Annotated in this window: 16 protein-coding genes; 1 reads left to right on the forward strand and 15 read right to left on the reverse strand. The window is 69.7% G+C overall.

Going from position 1 to position 17,333, the window contains the following annotated elements; genetic code table 11:
- Positions 1-23 precede the first annotated feature (23 nt).
- Positions 24-1,007, forward strand: coding sequence for an asparaginase (locus ACTU3I_RS10930; RefSeq protein ID WP_442925715.1), 984 nt, complete (start codon positions 24-26; stop codon positions 1,005-1,007).
- Between the two features lie 67 nt (positions 1,008-1,074).
- Here ACTU3I_RS10930 and ACTU3I_RS10935 read toward each other — a convergent pair whose 3' ends face one another.
- The 15 genes from ACTU3I_RS10935 to atpB form a co-directional block, all read right to left on the reverse strand.
- Positions 1,075-2,295 (reverse strand): saccharopine dehydrogenase family protein, encoded by a 1,221-nt coding sequence (locus ACTU3I_RS10935; protein ID WP_442925716.1) that lies wholly within the window; start codon positions 2,293-2,295, stop codon positions 1,075-1,077.
- Between the two features lie 13 nt (positions 2,296-2,308).
- Entirely contained in the window at positions 2,309-3,844 is a 1,536-nt protein-coding gene (locus ACTU3I_RS10940; protein WP_442925717.1) for an APC family permease, read from the reverse strand.
- Positions 3,845-3,876: 32 nt separating this feature from the next.
- Positions 3,877-6,651, reverse strand: coding sequence for an FtsK/SpoIIIE domain-containing protein (locus tag ACTU3I_RS10945; RefSeq protein ID WP_442925718.1), 2,775 nt, complete (start codon positions 6,649-6,651; stop codon positions 3,877-3,879).
- A gap of 90 nt (positions 6,652-6,741) precedes the next feature.
- A complete protein-coding gene (locus ACTU3I_RS10950) occupies positions 6,742-7,515 on the reverse strand; it encodes a PP2C family protein-serine/threonine phosphatase (protein ID WP_442925719.1) in 774 nt (257 codons plus the stop codon).
- A 91-nt stretch (positions 7,516-7,606) separates the two neighbouring features.
- Positions 7,607-8,584, reverse strand: a complete 978-nt coding sequence (locus ACTU3I_RS10955; RefSeq protein WP_442925720.1) for an aldo/keto reductase — start codon at positions 8,582-8,584, stop codon at positions 7,607-7,609.
- A 60-nt stretch (positions 8,585-8,644) separates the two neighbouring features.
- Complete coding sequence (locus ACTU3I_RS10960; protein ID WP_442925721.1) at positions 8,645-9,409, reverse strand: large exoprotein; 765 nt, start codon at positions 9,407-9,409, stop codon at positions 8,645-8,647.
- 109 nt (positions 9,410-9,518) lie between these two features.
- Positions 9,519-10,265, reverse strand: a complete 747-nt coding sequence (locus tag ACTU3I_RS10965) for a YaaA family protein (protein ID WP_442925722.1) — start codon at positions 10,263-10,265, stop codon at positions 9,519-9,521.
- A gap of 81 nt (positions 10,266-10,346) precedes the next feature.
- The gene (locus ACTU3I_RS10970; protein WP_442925723.1) at positions 10,347-10,607 is read right to left on the reverse strand and encodes a F0F1 ATP synthase subunit epsilon; all 261 of its coding nucleotides are present in this window, start codon (positions 10,605-10,607) and stop codon (positions 10,347-10,349) included.
- Position 10,608: 1 nt separating this feature from the next.
- Positions 10,609-12,066, reverse strand: a complete 1,458-nt coding sequence (gene atpD / locus ACTU3I_RS10975) for a F0F1 ATP synthase subunit beta (protein WP_442925724.1) — start codon at positions 12,064-12,066, stop codon at positions 10,609-10,611.
- Positions 12,067-12,090: 24 nt separating this feature from the next.
- Positions 12,091-12,987, reverse strand: coding sequence for a F0F1 ATP synthase subunit gamma (locus tag ACTU3I_RS10980; RefSeq protein ID WP_442925725.1), 897 nt, complete (start codon positions 12,985-12,987; stop codon positions 12,091-12,093).
- Between the two features lie 20 nt (positions 12,988-13,007).
- Entirely contained in the window at positions 13,008-14,645 is a 1,638-nt protein-coding gene (gene atpA / locus ACTU3I_RS10985; protein WP_442925726.1) for a F0F1 ATP synthase subunit alpha, read from the reverse strand.
- Positions 14,646-14,717: 72 nt separating this feature from the next.
- Positions 14,718-15,509, reverse strand: coding sequence for a F0F1 ATP synthase subunit delta (locus tag ACTU3I_RS10990; protein WP_442925727.1), 792 nt, complete (start codon positions 15,507-15,509; stop codon positions 14,718-14,720).
- Complete coding sequence (locus tag ACTU3I_RS10995) at positions 15,509-16,069, reverse strand: F0F1 ATP synthase subunit B (protein ID WP_442925728.1); 561 nt, start codon at positions 16,067-16,069, stop codon at positions 15,509-15,511. The genes ACTU3I_RS10990 and ACTU3I_RS10995 overlap by 1 nt, the downstream gene beginning before the upstream one ends.
- 28 nt (positions 16,070-16,097) lie before the next feature.
- Positions 16,098-16,334, reverse strand: a complete 237-nt coding sequence (atpE, locus tag ACTU3I_RS11000) for a F0F1 ATP synthase subunit C (RefSeq protein ID WP_047542583.1) — start codon at positions 16,332-16,334, stop codon at positions 16,098-16,100.
- Positions 16,335-16,379: 45 nt separating this feature from the next.
- Positions 16,380-17,195, reverse strand: a complete 816-nt coding sequence (atpB, locus tag ACTU3I_RS11005) for a F0F1 ATP synthase subunit A (protein ID WP_442926398.1) — start codon at positions 17,193-17,195, stop codon at positions 16,380-16,382.
- Between the last annotated feature and the right edge of the window lie 138 nt (positions 17,196-17,333).

The following is a 17,333-nucleotide window of genomic DNA, read 5'->3' on the forward strand; positions in this document are numbered from 1 at the left end:
GGGTGCCGGGCTAGGCTGGGAGCGTGCCGCTGACCTCTGCCGCCTCCGTCGAACTCGCCGTCGTCGAACGCAGCGGCTTCGCCGAATCGCGTCACAGCGGTGTCGCGATCGTCCTCGCCCCGGACGGCACCGTCGCCGAGGCCTTCGGGAACCCCCACGCGACGCTGCTTCCGCGATCGAGCATGAAGCCGCTTCAGGCGCTGGCCTGTCTCTCGGCCGGAGCCCCGCTCGAGGGCGAACGGCTCGCCGTGGCCACCGCGAGCCACTCCGGCACCGACCGGCACGTCTCCGTCGTCCGCGACATCCTCGCCGCTGGTGACCTCGGGGAGGATGCGCTCGGCTGTCCGCCGGCATGGCCCGGCGACACCGCCACGCGGGACGAGCTCATCCGGGAGCTCGGCCGGCCCGCGCGCATCCGCATGAACTGCTCCGGCAAGCACGCCGCGATGCTTCTCACGTGCGTGTCGAACGGGTGGCCGGTCGACGGCTACCTCGACCCGCAGCATCCGCTGCAGGCGCACATCCGCGAGGTGATCGAGCGCCTGATCGGCGAGAAGCCGGCGGCTACGGCGATCGACGGATGCGGCGCGCCGGTGTACGCCATGACCCTCCTCGGGCTCGCCCGCGCGATCCACCGCGTCGGCACCGCGTCGGAGCGCTCCCCGTTCGCGCTGCATCGCGGAGCGGGGACTCTCGTCCGCGCGGTGCGGGAGAACCCGTGGGCGATCGATGGCCCCGGCCGCCCCGACACGATCGTGATCGAACGCCTCGGGGTGTTCGCCAAGACCGGCGCCGAGGGCGTGATGGTCATGGTCGCCCCCGACGGCACCACCGTCGCGCTGAAGATGCTCGACGGCAGCGGGCGTGCCGCATCCGCCGTCGCCCTGCGGCTTCTCGAGCGCGCGGGTGCCCTCGCCGCTCCCGACGTCGCCGACGCGATGTCGCGCCTGCCGCTGACGGTGTCGGGCGGCGGCCGCGATGTGGGCAGCATCCGCCCGGTCCTCTAGCGCGCCACTTGCGTATATCGGCTGCTAAACCGGCCGGTTTAGCAGCCGATTCACGCAAGTGCGCGGGCTACTGCTCGCGAATTCCCCACGGCGAGCCGTAGCCGTCCGGCGCGGGCGCGGCCAGCAACTCCAGGAACGGCTGCGCGGGGAACGCCTCGGGGCCGAGCACGCCCGTGCCCGCCCACGCCCCGGATGCCAGCAGCTCGAGGGCGATGACCGGGTTGAAGGCGGTCTGCCACACCACCGCCTGCGAGCCGTACTCGGCCATGGTCTGCTCGTTGTCGGCGACGTGGTACAGGTACGTGGAGCGCGGCCGGCCGTCCTTGCCGGTGCCGGTCACCCACACTCCCGCGCACGTCTTGCCGCTCATCTTGTCGCCCAGGGTGGCGGGATCGGGCAGGATGGCGGCCACCACGTCGCGGGGCGAGACCTCGACGCCCTTCACGCTCACCTTGTCGGTACGATCCAGCCCGAGTTTGTTCAGGACCTTCAGCACCTCGATGAACTCGTCGCCGAGGCCGTACTTGAACGTCACGCGCTTCGCCTTGGTCCACCGCGGCATGAGGAGCACCTCCTCGTGCTCCACGTTCACGCACTCGACCGGCCCGATGCCCTCGGGGAAGTCGAAGACCTCCGGCTCGCTGAAGGGCTCCGTGGTGTACCAGCCGCGGTCCTCCTCATAGATCACAGGCGGATTCAGGCACTCCTCGATCGTCGTCCAGATCGAGAACGACGGTGCGAAGTCGTAACCGGCGACGACGAGATTCGCCCCGTCGCGCACGCCGAGCTCATCGATCTCCGCGAAGAGCTCGTCTTCGGCGTACCGGGCGAAAACGTCCGACAGTCCGGGTTCGACGCCGATGCCGACGAGGGCGAGCTGGCCCTTGCGCTCCCACGCGTCGGCGCGGGCGAACTGCTCGTCCCCGAGCTTCACGCCGGGGAGTTCGAACGGGCGCTGCGGATGCCGCGTCGACAGGCTCATCGCCATGTCGAGATAGGTCGCCCCCGCGGCGTAGCATCCGTCGAAGATCGGCAGAACGAACCGCGGATCGACGGCGTTGAGGACGTGGGTGATGTCGTGCTCGCGGATGAGGTCCGCCACCGATTCGGCGCTCGACGCGTCCACCTGCGCCGCCGTCAGGCGCTCGTCGCCCAGCTCCGCCACGAGCGCCTCAGGGCGAGCGGGGTCGTAGTCGGCGAGGACGAGCGCGTCGAAGAACGACCGGCGGACGGCGATGCGCGCCGCCGCGGAACCCACGCCGCCGGCGCCGACGATGAGAATACGCATACCGGATCCCCTTTCAGGCCAGGCCGCCGTCGACCGAGCGGCCGTACTCGGCCGGCTCGTCGGGCACCAGGACCTCGGTGTCGTGGTTGAGGCTCTCGCCACGGAAGAACGGCTTGGAGCGCGGGAAGAGGAACCACAGCAGCATCAGCAGCACGCCCACCGCGAGAGCGCCGATGCCGACGACGAAGGTGCCACCGATTCCGAACAGCACGGTGTAGCCGTAGTCGACGTCGTACATGTCGATCGCCGACTGCACGAACGCGTAGGTGAGCATGAGTGCGCCCAGCAGCGGCAGCACGAGGCGATACACGACGTTGCGGGCCGAGGTGAAGAGCTCGCGGCGGAAGTACCACACGCACGCGTAGCCGGTGATGGCGTAGTAGAACGCGATGGCGAGGCCGAGCGACAGGATGGAGTCCTGCAGGATGTTGTCGCTGATGAGTGTCATCCCCACGTAGTAGAGGCTCGCGACGACACCCATCACGATCGTGGAGAACGACGGCGTCTTGAACCGCGGATGCACCGTGGCGAACCTCTTCGGAAGCGCTTTGTACGCCGCCATCGCGAGGGTCCCCCGCGCCGTCGGGAGGATCGTGGTCTGCGTCGACGAGATCGCCGAGATGAGGACGGCGATCACGAGTATCCAGCCGAACGGCCCGAACAGCCCGTCCTTCAGCGCGAGGAACACGTCGTCGGCATTGGCCTCGTTGCCGAGGCCCGTGCCGCTGTCACCGAGGCCCGCGTACATCATGGCCGCCACGGTGACGCTCACGTACGTGAACAGCAGGATGACGGTGGTCAGCAGCGCCGCGCGGCCCGGGATCCGCTTGGGGTCCCTCGTCTCCTCGTTGAGGGCGAGGCACGTGTCCCAGCCCCAGTAGATGAAGAGGGCGAGCAGGATCGCCTCGGTGAACCCGCTCCAGTCGGTGAATCCGAACGGATTGAACCAGGCGAGGTCGAACGGGGTCGCGTCGGGGGCCGAGCCGTCGAAGAACTTCCACAGCGATGCCACCACGAAGATCGCGAGGACGAGGTACTGGATGCCGAGGAGGATGTTCTGGATCCGCTCGCCGATCTCCACTCCCCGCCAGCTCACCCACGTCATCGCGGCGATGAAGACGACGCCGGTCACCGTCACGAGGGGCACGTTCTCGGCGAGCGAGCCGTCACCGATGAGGGACCAGAGATAGATCCCGGCGATCTGCGCGAGGTTGGCGAGCACGACCATCCCGGCCACCGCGACGCCCCACCCGCCCATCCAGCCCACCCACGGACCGAACGCCTTCGTTCCCCACGTGAACGTGGTGCCGCAGTCGGGGACGGCGTTGTTCAGCTCGCGGTAGGCGAAGGCGATGAAGAGCATCGGGATGAAGGCGAGGACGAACGCGATCGGCGCTTGCGCTCCGACGGCGAGCACGACGAACCCCAGGGTCGCGACGAGCGAGTACACCGGTGCGGTGGAGGCCAGGCCGATGACGGTCGATCCCCACAACCCCAGCGTGCCCGCGGCCAGACCCTTGCCTGCCGTCCGTTCGAGTTCGGTGGTCACAAGCTGAACGTAGGGGTGCGCTCGTCGGCGGGTCAAGACCCGCTCGCCGACGATGGGGTCACCGCCACGCGGCGCGGGGCCGATCCAGGGGTGAGCAGCCACGCCCTTCCGCGCAACGGGTCGGCGAACGGCGGGAGGTCGCGCTCGCCGGTGAGGATGCGGAGGTCCCGCTGGCAGGCTGCGTCGATCACGAGCACGCCGGCGGCGCGCATCCGCTCGAGGAGGCGAGGGTGACCGAGCCACTGTTCCGGGTCACCGGTGACGAGCACCGCACCGCCCGGCTCGGGCTCCGTGGGATCGGGCGCGTCCACGGAGCGCACGCGCACCCCCGTGCGCTCCCAGCGCTCGATCGGGCCCGTCGCGCGTCGGGGCCCGATGTAGCCCGAGACGCCGACCGGCGGCTGCCACAGCGTCACCGGAGGGGATTGTTCCGGATGCTGACCCGCGGCGAAAGCGAACTGCACGGGATGGCGATCCGCCACCCCGCGGCCGGGGGGCGCCTCTGGCGCATAGTCGCCGGCCTCGCCGCCGGCCGCGACGTGCTCGGCGCGTGTCGGGGTGGCCAGCACGACGCGACGCGGGAACAGATCGGCGACCCGACCCGCGATCCCCGTGAGCCGCTGCGCGGTCGCGACGACGCGGAGGCCGAGGTGGCCGGCGTCGCGGATCAGGCCCTCGATCGCCGCGGTCGCGGCCCGGGCGTACTCGTCGGGGAACCGCCCGGCCAGGGCGTCGAGGTCGTCGATGAGGACGACGCTCCCGGGAGGACGCGGTACCATCGCCGCCCCGATGAGGGTGTCCCACGCCGCTTCCGGATCGGTGCCGATCCAGCAGGTCACCGGCGCCTGGGCCGCGATCGTGCGAAGCGCGGAGGTCTTGCCGCTCCCGGGCCCACCCACGATGAGGAGTCCGCGGTCGGTGGGCGGCAGAAGCCAGGGGACGTGACGCTGCTGCTCCGGCTCGTCGCGGAGGCCCAGCACGAGGCGCTCCGCATCGCCGGCGACGTCCTCGAGGGGAAGGAGGTGCGGGAGCTCGGGCATCCATGCCGCCCGCGGCCGGGGGCCTGCCCCGTGCGCTGCCGCGGCGATGTCGTCGGGGGTGGTCATCGCGATGCGGACGAGTCCCGCCCGCGCATCCGCGGCGCGGCGGATCAGGGCGACGCCGCGGCCCGCTTCGCCCCCGGGAATCGCGGCCGCGTCCGGTGAGCCGAGGACGGCGGAGCTGTCGGCAGGGTCGGCGACCCGCAGGCTGATCCGCAGCGGGCAGTTGGCCAGGAGCGCGTCGCGAAGGACTCCCCCTGCCCGCTGCGTGCCGAGCACGAGGTGCATGCCCAGCGCGCGCCCCCGCGCGGCGAGGTCGCTGAAGAGAGACTCCAGTTCGGGGTGGGTGTCGCGGAGCGCGGCGAACTCGTCGACGACGATCACGAGCCGAGGCACATCGACCGAGGCGACGTCGCGCTCCCCCGCCCGGGCCAAGAGCGCCTCGCGCGCGCGGATCTCGGCACGAAGACTCGTGATCGCCCGTGCCGCTCCCCGCGCGTCGAGATCAGTGAGCACCCCGGTCACGTGCGGAAGGTCGCGCAGCGGCTCGAACGCCGTGCCGCCCTTGAAATCCGCCAGCAGGAAGCACACGTCGGCGGTGGTGTACCGCGCGGACAGCGCCGTCACCCACGTGACGAGCAGCTCGCTCTTACCCGCCCCCGTCATGCCGGTGACGACGGCGTGGGGTCCGTCGGCGACGAGGTCGAGGACGAGCGGTGCGCCCTCGCGCGTGCCGACGACGACAGGGAGCCCGTGGCGATCCCTCGTCCGCTCCGATGCGCGGAGAGCGGTCAGGGCGACAGCTGCCGCGACCTCTCCCCCGTCGGCTGCGCGCTCCGACAGCTGCTGGGCGATGTGCCTCGCCTGAACGCGGCCGACGCCTTCCATCTCCACCTCCTCCGCCACGCCGTCGGCCTCCACGCGTGCTCGCGCGGGCGAGAGGAGCGACATCACGACACGGCAGTCCGGCGGCACGGCTTCACCCGGCCGCAGTTGCCGGAGCACGATCTCGGCGTCGTTCACCGCGCGGGTGCCGACGATCCAGCGCATCCGCCTCCGACCCGCAGCGCGCGAGTGCGGGAGCGTCGCCACCCACTCCTCGCCCTCGGGGGCACCCCCGCTCTCCCACTCCCCCGGCGGCAGGGCGCACGCCAGCTGGAGCACGAGGGCGCGTGCCACGGCCTGAGCGATGACCGGCGGCCCCACCACCGCCAACCCGCCCGCGAGCGAGAGCGCAAGCGGCGCATCCGAGAGCCTGCGTGATGCCGCGACGAGAGCGAGGTCGTCGGGATGTTCGGAGGCTCCGGTCACGCGCGCCGCGCTGGGTATCCGGCCGCGACCGACGACGACGTGCGTCTCGCGGTCGGGAGCGGCACGCCACACCCGCTCGGGCCGCTCCAGAAAACCTGCGACGTCGGGATGCCGCGAGTCCCACGCGGCACGTTCCGCGGCATGCTGAGCCGTCAGGCGCTCGCGGATCCGTTCGCGCGCTTGCGCCCCTTCGAGATCGGCGCGCCGTCGATCCCGATGAGCCGTGCGGACGCCGTCGGCGACGCTCGCGATCGCGATCACCGGACCCAGCAGGGCGAACCACAGGACGAACGCCGATCCCGTGAACGCCCAGAATCCGAGCGCCCCGACGACCGGGACGGCCGAGGCCAGCCACGGGACGCCCGGCCGCGCAGGCGGAGCCGGTCGCGTCGGCAGGACCAGGGGGGCGTCGTCGTCCGCCCGTGCGGGCGACGGGGCGAATCCGGTCGCGCTCATGTCACCAGTGCACACGCCGCGGGGGCACCGACTCCCCGCGCCTCGACGATCGGGGGAAAGCTCGCGTGTGAGGCGGCCTGTGGAGGAGGGTCAGTCCGCGACGCGGTGGACGTCCAGCACGACGATGGTGATGTTGTCGCGTCCGCCGTTCTCGAGGGCGGCGTCGAGCATCGACCGCACCGCGTCGGCAGGATCGGCGTTCTGCTCGAGGAAGTGGCGGATCCCGTAGTCCGTCAGCTCCTTCGTGAGGCCGTCGGAGCAGATGACGAAGCGGTCGCCGTCGAGGACGTCCAGGCGGACATAGTCGGGCTTGGCGTTCTCGCTGGGCCCCACGGCACGGGTGATGACATTGCCGTACGGATGGTTCTCCGCCTCTTCCGGACTCAGCCGGCCCGCGGCCACGAGCTCCTGCACCACCGAATGATCCGTCGTGATCTGGACCAGGTCCTCGTCGCGCAGGAGATACACCCGGGAATCACCGATGTTGAGCGTCACCCAGTGCGCCGGATGCTGCGACGTGTCGAGGAAGACGCCCGTCAGCGTCGTTCCGGTGCCCTCGTCGGTGGTCTCGGGGTGCGACAGGATGTCCTTCACCGCCCGGACGAGGGCCTTCTCGATGGCCTTCGGGGTCACCGCGCCGTCGGAGACCATGGCCCGGAGCCGGTCGACGGTGCTGGCGCTGGCGATCTCACCGCCGACGTGACCGCCCATGCCGTCCGCGACGACGAACAGCGGATAGCTGGTGAGAACGGCGTCCTGGTTGACCTCGCGGCGTTTGCCGGTGTCGGTGACCTCGGCCCACGACAGCTCGATCGTGCCGTCCTGCACGCGAACGGAGTGGGTGCTGGTGGTCACCTCGGGCACGCCACATCCTCCGGTCGCCGTTCAGGGCACCGCACGGGCGCGCGGCGTCCTCACATCCTAATGGACCGTGCGCCGACGGGTCCGGCCGGCCTCAGCCGGCCGCGGGGTCGGCCGGGAGCGGAAGGATGTCGTCGATCGCGGCGAGGTCTTCGGCCGTCGGCGTCCATGCCGCCGCCGCCGCGTTCGCCCGGATCTGTTCGGGGCTGGTCGCCCCGGCGATCACCGACGACACCGGCTCCTGGGCGAGGAGCCAGCCGATCGTCGCCTCCAGCATCGTGATGCCGCGGTCATCCGCGAACGCCCGGTAGGCCTCGAGCCGATCCCATGGCGCGTCACGCCACACCTGCGGACGCTGGCGCACGATGCGGCTGTCCTGCGGCCCGCCCTCCCGCGTGAACTTCCCCGTGAGCAGCCCGTTGTGGAGGGGGAAGAACGGGAAGAACCCGAGACCGAAGCGGCGCGCCGCGGGCAGCACCTCGCGTTCGGCCGCCCGCGCCAGCAGGCTGTACTGGTTCTGCGCGGAGATGAACCGGATGCTGTCACGCGCGCTCGCGTCGGCTTCGGCGACCTGCCATCCGGTGAAGTTCGAGTGGCCGAGGTAGCGCACCTTCCCCTCCCGGACGAGGTCGGCGAGGGCATCGAGAGTCTCCTCGATCGGCGTGGACGTGTCGGGCGTGTGGATCTGGTACAGATCGATCCAGTCGGTCTGCAAGCGCCGCAGCGACTGCTCCACGGACCTCCGGATGCTCGTGCGCGACCCCTTCGTACCCCCGACGGTCGCCGGCGCGAACTGCTCGTGGCCGAACTTCGTGGCGATCACGACGCGGTCGCGGCGGCCACGGAGCGCCTCTCCCAGGAGAGTCTCGGAGAGACCGAACTCCCTGCCGTACATGTCCGCCGTGTCGATGAAGGTCACCCCCGCGTCGATGGCGGCGTCCAGGACCGCGCGGGTCCCTTCGATCGTCTCGGTGCGGGTACCCGCGCGGCCGAAGTTGTTCCCTCCGAGACCGACGGCGGACACGAGCAGACCGGAGTCGCCGACCTGGCGAAGGGGAACGGGAGTCGTCATGCCTCAACGCTAGCGGCAACGCGACGAGCCCCCGTCGTCGGACGGGGGCTCGTCGGCGCATCACACGCGCGGCGGTTCTGCGGGCGGCGCCGGCGGCTCGGTCGGCGGTGCCGGCGGGTCTACGGGAGGCTGCCCGGCGGGAGGCGCCGGCGGCGCGGCAGGCGGCTGTGCGGGAGGAGCGGCGGGCGGCGCCGGGGGCGGCGTCGCCCCTCCCGGGGCGGGGTATCCCCCCGTCGGGGCGGGCGGGTATCCGCCGCCTGCGGGCGGGTAAGCGCCAGCCGGCGGCGGGGCGTATCCGCCGGCGGCGGACTGCACCGGAACGCCCTGCCATACGGTGTTGTCAGCGAGGAAGCTGTCCGCCCACGGTGCGCGCGGGATGTTCGAGTTCCAGCGCGAGCGGTCGAACGCCACGATGCCGAGCCAGACGATCCACAGGAAGATGGCGAGGATGATCCACGCCGTCTCCTTGCCGAGCTTTGTCTGCACTCGGTACGCCGCCATCAGCGTGTACACCGCCATGGCCACGTAGAGGATCCAGCCAAGGACCGTGCCGAGATACGGGATCCAGTTCAGCACGAACGCGGCGCCGACGAGCACGAGCAACCACCACGGGTTGAGGTCTCCGAGCTTGACGAAGATCATCTCGCGGTAGACGGGCACCCAGGCGCGCCACTTGCCCTCGACGCCGGCCTTCTCGAACAGCTTCATGAAGAAGAACGAGCTGACGACGTAGTAGATGAGGAAGATGAAGAAGAAGACGAAGGCGAAGATGGCAAAGAACGCCAGCAACCCGGCGGCTCCGTAGCCATCGTAGTTGTAGCTCATGTAAGGCCCTCCCGAATGGATCGTGCCCGTGGCACGGCGGGGAAATCCCCGCGGCACACATGCTAGCGATCCTGAGTGTTGGCTGAACAGCGCCACGTCGGGATGCCGCTCATCCGTGCTCGACGATGAGCTCGACTTCGCCGGGTTCCCCTGGACGCAGCGTCCACCCCGCACTATCCGCCCACCGGCGAAGCGCCGTGCCGCCGGAGATCCGCGGGCGCTCGACGGCCAGCGCCCGCACGAGCGCTCCCTTCGCGTGCTTGTTGAAGTGGTTGAGGGCTCGGCCGGTGGGGGTGACCACTCGGACGTAGGCGGATGCGACGCCTTCGGGCACGGGACCCAGGGCGGCGTAGGCCTCCGAGCGCAGGTCGAGAACGAACGAGGGCGCCGCCGCCGTCAGCGCCGCCGCCACCGCATCCGCCCATACCCGCCGCAGCGACGGCAGGCCGGGCAGCGACGTGCCGGCGGAAAGGCGATACGCCGGGATCGCATCGAGCGCGCCCACCGGCCCGAAGGGAGCGGAGTGGATCAGGGCGCGGGCGCCGAGCCAGCGACGGGCGGACGCGGGCAGCGACGCGGCATCCAGCGCGTCGTAGAGCACGCCGGTGTACCGGTCCACCGCCGGCAGGGTGGGCGCCGAGCGCAGCGCCGCGTTGGCGGCGATGTCGCCGCGCTGGCGGCCGCTCAGCTTCAGCACCCGAGCAGCCTCATCCTCGTCCGCCGCCAGCGCGATGAGGGCATCGGCCACCGCGGCGCGCTGCGGCCGAAGCGCGGGGAGCGCCAGCGCCTCCAGATCCAGCGGGGCGCCCTCGCCGCCCGCACGCTTGGTCTCGGACGGCGGAAGCAGGATCAGCATGGCGTCCTCACGCGCGAAGGGTCGCGACACGCGGTGCGCCACCGAGGTGGCACGGCGTGTCGCGACCCTTCGCGACCGGTGTCAGGAGACGAGAGCGGCGTTGCCCGCCACGATCGTCAGGTCGTCGCCTTCCATGGACAGGAACCCGTCCTGCGCGTTGGCGATCACCTTGGAGCCGTTGGTCTGGGTGATGCGCACCTGGCCCTCGGCGAGGATCGCCAGGACCGGCTCGTGGCCGGCCATGAAGCCGATCTCGCCCTCGACGGTCTTGGCCACCACGAGCGAAGCCTCACCCGTCCAGACCTCGGCGTCGGCCGAGACGAGGTGCACCTGGAGCGGCATGTCAGCCGTTCTCCTTCTGGATCTGCGCCCAGCGCGCCTCGACGTCGGCGATGCCGCCGACATTGAAGAACGCCTGCTCGGCGACGTGGTCGAACTCGCCCTTGACGATCGCGTCGAACGACTCGATGGTCTCCTTGATCGGGACGGTCGAGCCCTCGACACCGGTGAACTTCTTCGCCATGTAGGTGTTCTGCGAGAGGAACTGCTGGATGCGGCGCGCACGCGACACGACGATCTTGTCCTCTTCGGAGAGCTCGTCGACACCCAGGATCGCGATGATCTCCTGCAGCTCCTTGTTCTTCTGCAGGATCTGCTTCACCGCGGTGGCCACGCGGTAGTGGTCCTCACCGATGTAACGGGGGTCCAGGATGCGGCTGGTCGAGGTCAGCGGGTCGACGGCCGGGTACAGACCCTTCGACGCGATCTCACGCGAGAGCTCCGTCGTGGCGTCGAGGTGCGCGAAGGTCGTCGCCGGGGCCGGGTCGGTGTAGTCGTCGGCGGGGACGTAGATCGCCTGCAGGGACGTGATCGAGTGACCGCGCGTGGAGGTGATGCGCTCCTGGAGCACACCCATCTCGTCCGCGAGGTTCGGCTGGTAACCCACCGCGGAGGGCATGCGGCCCAGCAGCGTCGACACCTCGGATCCGGCCTGCGTGAACCGGAAGATGTTGTCGATGAACAGCAGCACGTCCTGGTTCTGCACGTCGCGGAAGTACTCCGCCATCGTCAGGGCCGAGAGGGCCACGCGAAGACGCGTCCCCGGCGGCTCGTCCATCTGGCCGAACACGAGGGCGGTCTTGTCGAAGACGCCGGCCTCTTCCATCTCATGGATGAGGTCGTTGCCCTCACGGGTGCGCTCGCCGACACCGGCGAACACCGACACACCACCGTGGTCCTGCGCGACGCGCTGGATCATCTCCTGGATGAGGACGGTCTTGCCGACGCCCGCGCCGCCGAACAGGCCGATCTTGCCGCCGAGCACGTACGGGGTGAGCAGGTCGATGACCTTGATGCCGGTCTCGAACATCTGCGTCTTCGACTCCAGCTGGTCGAAGTTCGGCGCCTTGCGGTGGATCGGCCACCGCTCGGTGACCTCGATCGTCTCGCCCGGCGCGCCGTTGAGGACATCGCCGGTCACGTTGAAGACCTTGCCCTTGGTGACGTCACCGACGGGCACCGTGATCTGCTCGCCGGTGTCGCGCACCTCCTGGCCGCGGACGACGCCGTCGGTGGGCTTGAGCGCGATGGCGCGGACGAGGTCGTCACCCAGGTGCTGGGCGACCTCGAGGGTGATCTCGGTCGACTCGTCGCCGATCGTGATCGTCGTCTTCAGCGCGTTGTAGATCTCCGGGATCGCATCGTGCGGGAACTCGATGTCGACGACCGGACCGGTGACGCGTGCGACGCGTCCGACACCGGCGGTCTGAGTCTGCTCGGCCTTCTCGGCAGTGAGGCTCATGGCTTCTTCTCTCCTTGTGAGGGCTTACTTGCCCGACGCGAGAGCGTCGGCGCCGCCGACGATCTCGGCGATCTGCTGCGTAATCTCCGCCTGACGCGCGTTGTTGCGCAGGCGGGTGTAGTCGGTGATGAGCTTGTCGGCGTTGTCGCTGGCGGATTTCATCGCCTTCTGGGTCGCGGCGTGCTTGGCCGCCGACGACTGCAGGAGGGCGTTGAACACACGGCTCTGGATGTACACCGGCAGGAGAGCGTCCAGCACCGTCTCCGCGTCGGGTTCGAACTCGTACAGCGGGTAGACCTGGGCCCCGGTGGGCTCCTCGGCCTCGACGACCTCGAGCGGGAGAAGGCGTACCGACTCCGGACTCTGGGTCATCATGCTGACGAAACGGTTGTACACGAGGTGGATCTCGTCCACGCCGCCTTCGGAACCGCCGCGGTTGTACGCGTCGATGAGCGTCGCGGAGATCTCCTCCGCCGTCCGGAACTGCGGGGTGTCGGTGTCGCCGGTCCACTCGGCCGCGGTGGCGAGCCGGCGGAACTGGAAGTAGCCGACAGCCTTGCGCCCGACGAGGTAAAACGCGACCTCCTTGCCCTGCGAGCGCAGGAGCTCGGCCAGCTCGAGACCCTCACGGAGGATCTGCGAGTTGAACGCACCGGCAAGGCCCCGGTCGGAGGCGAAGATGACCACGGCCGAGCGGCGGATGTTCTCCCGCTCGGTCGTCAGCGGGTGGTCGACGTTCGAGTGCGTCGCGACCGCCGAGACGGCGCGTGTCACCGCTCGCGCGAAGGGCGACGACGCGCGCACTCGCGCCATCGCCTTCTGGATGCGCGAAGCCGCGATGAGTTCCATCGCCTTCGTGATCTTCTTGGTGGTCTGCGCAGAATTGATCTTCTGCTTGTAGACCCGCAGTTGTGCGCCCATGGTCCTGTCTCCGTGCCGCTTTAGCGGCGGCCCTTGACGATCTTCTCCTGGTTGACGTCGTCGACCTCGGCCGCCTCCACCGACTCGGTGCCGGGGGCCCCGATGCTCTGGCCGTCGCCGGCCTGGAACTCCAGCACGAAGGCGTCGACGCGCTTCTCGAGCTCGGCGGCGGTGTCGTCATCGAGGACGTTGGTGTCGCGGAGCGTGTCGAGGATCGTCGTGTTCCGGCGGAGGTCGTCCAGCAGCTCGCGCTCGAAGCGCAGCACGTCGGACACCTCGATCGAGTCGAGCTTGCCGTTCGTGCCGGCCCAGATCGAGACGACCTGCTCCTCCACCGGGTACGGCGAGTACTGCGGCTGCTTGAGCAGCTCGGTCAGGCGCGCGCCACGGGCGAGCTGCCGCCGCGAGGCGGCATCCAGGTCGGACGCGAACATCGCGAAGGCCTCGAGCGAACGGTACTGCGCGAGCTCGAGCTTGAGCGTGCCGGAGACCTTCTTGATCGACTTGACCTGAGCGTCGCCGCCCACGCGTGACACCGAGATGCCCACGTCGACCGCGGGACGCTGGTTGGCGTTGAAGAGGTCGGACTGCAGGAAGATCTGGCCGTCGGTGATCGAGATCACGTTGGTCGGGATGTAGGCCGACACGTCGTTGGCCTTCGTCTCGATGATCGGCAGACCGGTCATCGAGCCTGCGCCCAACTCGTCCGACAGCTTCGCGCAACGCTCGAGCAGACGCGAGTGCAGGTAGAAGACATCACCCGGGTACGCCTCACGCCCCGGCGGGCGGCGCAGCAGCAGGGAGACGGCACGGTAGGCCTCGGCCTGCTTCGACAGGTCGTCGAAGATGATGAGGACGTGCTTGCCGCCGTACATCCAGTGCTGCCCGATGGCCGAACCGGTGTACGGAGCGAGGTACTTGAAGCCGGCCGGGTCGGAGGCAGGGGCCGCGACGATGGTGGTGTACTCCATCGCCCCGGCGTCCTCGAGCGCGCCCTTGACGGCGGCGATCGTCGAGCCCTTCTGGCCGATGGCGACGTAGATGCAGCGCACCTGCTTGTTCTCGTCGCCCGACTCCCAGTTGCTCTTCTGGTTGATGATCGTGTCGATCGCGATGGCCGTCTTGCCGGTCTGGCGGTCGCCGATGATCAGCTGACGCTGACCGCGGCCGACGGGGATCATGGCGTCGATGGCCTTGATGCCGGTCTGCAGGGGCTCGTGCACGCTCTTGCGCTGCATGACGCCCGGGGCCTGCAGCTCGAGAGCACGACGGCCCTCGGAAGCGACCTCGCCGAGACCGTCGATGGGGTTGCCGAGCGGGTCGACGACGCGGCCGAGGTACCCGTCGCCGACGGGGACCGAGAGCACCTCGCCGGTGCGGGCGACTTCCTGGCCCTCTTCGATGCCGGAGAACTCGCCGAGCACGACGACACCGATCTCGTGCTCGTCGAGGTTCTGCGCGAGGCCGAGGGTCCCGTTGGCGAAGCGTACGAGCTCGTTGGCCATGACGCCCGGAAGGCCCTCGACGTGAGCGATGCCGTCGGCCGCGTCGACCACCGTGCCGACCTCGGATGCGGCGGCACCGGTGGGCTCGTAGGCGGCGACGAAGTCCTTCAGCGCGTCACGGATGACGTCGGGGCTGATGGTGATATCTGCCATTGTCGTTCCTTCGTGTTGGGGGGATTTTCGGCCCCCAGATCTGCACCCGTGGCGGGCGCGAAGCGTGTGGAATTAGCCCGCCAGGCGCTGGCGGAGATCCGCGAGCCGGGTGGAGATGCTCGCGTCGATCACGTCGTCTGCGATCTGCACGCGCAGACCACCGACGACCGCGGGGTCGATGACGACGTTGAGGGCGACCTCTGCGCCGTACTTGGCCGCCAGCGCGGCCCGGAGGCGCTCGCGCTGCGCGTCGCCGAGCGCTACGGCCGTCACGACGGTGGCCACCGATCGTCCGCGCTGGTCGGCGACCAGACGCATGGCCCGGTTGAGAAGGCCGCGCACGCGGCGTTCGCGCGGCTGCTGCACCAGGGACGACACGATCAGCGTCGTGGCGGCGTTTGCCCGATCCCCCAGCAGCGTCGCGATCAGCGCGCCCTTGGCAGCCGCATCACCCAGCCGGCTGCCCAGCGCGAGCTCGAGCTCAGGGTTCTGCGCGACTGTCCGCGAGAAAGCGAACAGCTCGGCCTCGACGTCGTCGTTCGCTCCGGCGACGGCTGCGGCACGGACGGCGAGCTCCTCGATGCCGTCGAGCAGGTCGGAGGCACTCGACCAGCGCTGCCCGACGAGCGTCGTCAGCAGCGACACCGTGACGGGCTTGAGGGCCCGGCCGAAGACGTCTGCGACCACCTTCGTGCGCGCGGCGGGTGCCGCCGCCGAGTCGGCGAGGGCGCCGCTCAGCTGCGACGATCCGCCCACCGCGCGCGCCGCGGCGAACAGCTCGCTCGCCACCTCGAGGTCGACGCCCTGCGCCGACGCGAGGGCGGCCGTCGTGGCCTCGGTCGCCTGAGTGGTCGCGCTGCCCATTACTGAGCCGCCTTTTCGGATGCCTCGAGGTCGGCGAGGAACCGGTCGACGACGGCCTGGGCCTTCTGGTCGTCGGAGAGCGTCTCGCCGATGACGTTGCCGGCGAGATCGAGGGCAAGGGTGCCCACTTCGCTGCGCAGCGACACGAGCGCGGTCTGGCGCTCGGCCTCGATCTGCGTGTGCGCGGTGGCGGTGATGCGCGCAGCCTCCGCGGCCGCGGTGTCCTTGGCCTCGGCGACGATCTTCTTGCCGTCCTCACGGGCGGCCTCGCGGATCTCACCGGCTTCCTTGCGGGCCTCGGCCAGCTGCGCCGTGTACTGCTCGAGAGCAGCCTCGGCCTGGCGCTGCGCCTCGTCGGCCTTCGCGATGTTGCCCTCGATGGCCGCCCCGCGCTCGTCGAGCAGCTTCTGCATCCGCGGCAGCACGACGCGCCAGAACACGAAGAGGATGACGACGAAGCACACCGCCGACCAGATGATGTCGTACCAGGCCGGGATCAGCGGGCTCGGCGCCGCTTCTTCCGCGTGCTCCGCGGCGAATGCGACAAGAGCGTTCAGCATCCTGTCTCCTTACGTCGAGGGTGCGGGATCAGAAGCCGAAGATGAAGCCGGTCGCGATACCGATGAAGGCCAGAGCCTCGGTGAAGGCGATACCGATGAACATCAGGACCTGCAGGCGGCCGGCGAGCTCGGGCTGGCGAGCGACGCCCTCGATCGTCTTGCCGACGACGATGCCCACGCCGATGGCCGGACCGATGGCGGCGAGACCGTAGCCGACGGTCGCGATCGAACCGGAGACCTGGGCGAGAACCGTAGTTGCGTCCACGGGGTTTTTCCTTTCAATTGGGTGGCTCGGCGTGTGCCGGGCCGCTCAGTGCTCTTCCGCGACCGCGAGCTGGATGTAGACCGCGGTGAGGATCGTGAAGACGTACGCCTGGAGGAAGGCCACCAGGAGCTCGAACAGGGTGAAGGCGAAGCCGAAGGCGAGGGTGCCGGCGCCGAGGGCCGACCACCAGCCGCCGAGGCCGATGATGAAGAACTGGGTGGCGGCGAAGAACAGCACCAGCATGAGGTGCCCGACGATCATGTTCATCAGCAGACGCAGCGTCAGCGTGACGGGACGGATGATGAAGGTCGAGAGGAACTCGAGCGGGATGATGATGATGTACAGCGGCCACGGCACGCCCGAGGGCATGAGGGAGTTCTTGAAGAACTTGCCGGGGCTCTTGCGGACGCCCGCGTAGATGAAGGTGACGTAGGAGACGACCGCGAGCAGCAGCGGCACCGCGATGACGCTCGTCCCGGCGATGTTCAGGAACGGGATGACACCCGTGAGGTTCATGAACAGCACCATGAAGAAGATCGTCGTGAGGATCGGCAGGAACCGGTTGCCGTCCTTTCGCCCGAGGAGGTCGTGCGCGATGTTCACCCGCACGAAGTCCAGGCCCATCTCCACGACGCTCTGGAAGCGACCCGGCACGAGCTTCATGCGCCGCGTACCCACGAGGAAGAGGATCACGAGGACGGCCGTGGCCAGCATCTGGATGAGGTTGATGCGCGTGATCGCGAAGACGGTGCCCTCGAAGAAGATGGCGTCGGGGAAGAACTCGTTGATCGACGGCGGATGGAACTCCGCGTCAGCAGCGGACACGACGTTCGCGATCAGGGTCGCAGCTTGAGTGGACAGCGCTGGCTCCAGCTTCGGGGCATCGGTGTGAACCGTTGCGACGATGGTCGGTGATCGCACCCCAGAAGCGCTCGTAGAGCGGGCGGGCGCAAGACCACCCTACCAAATCCGCGGGGTTCCACCGACGCCGCAGGGCGA

This window comes from Microbacterium sp. RD1 (assembly GCF_052220165.1).
Taxonomy (GTDB): Bacteria; Actinomycetota; Actinomycetes; order Actinomycetales; family Microbacteriaceae; genus Microbacterium.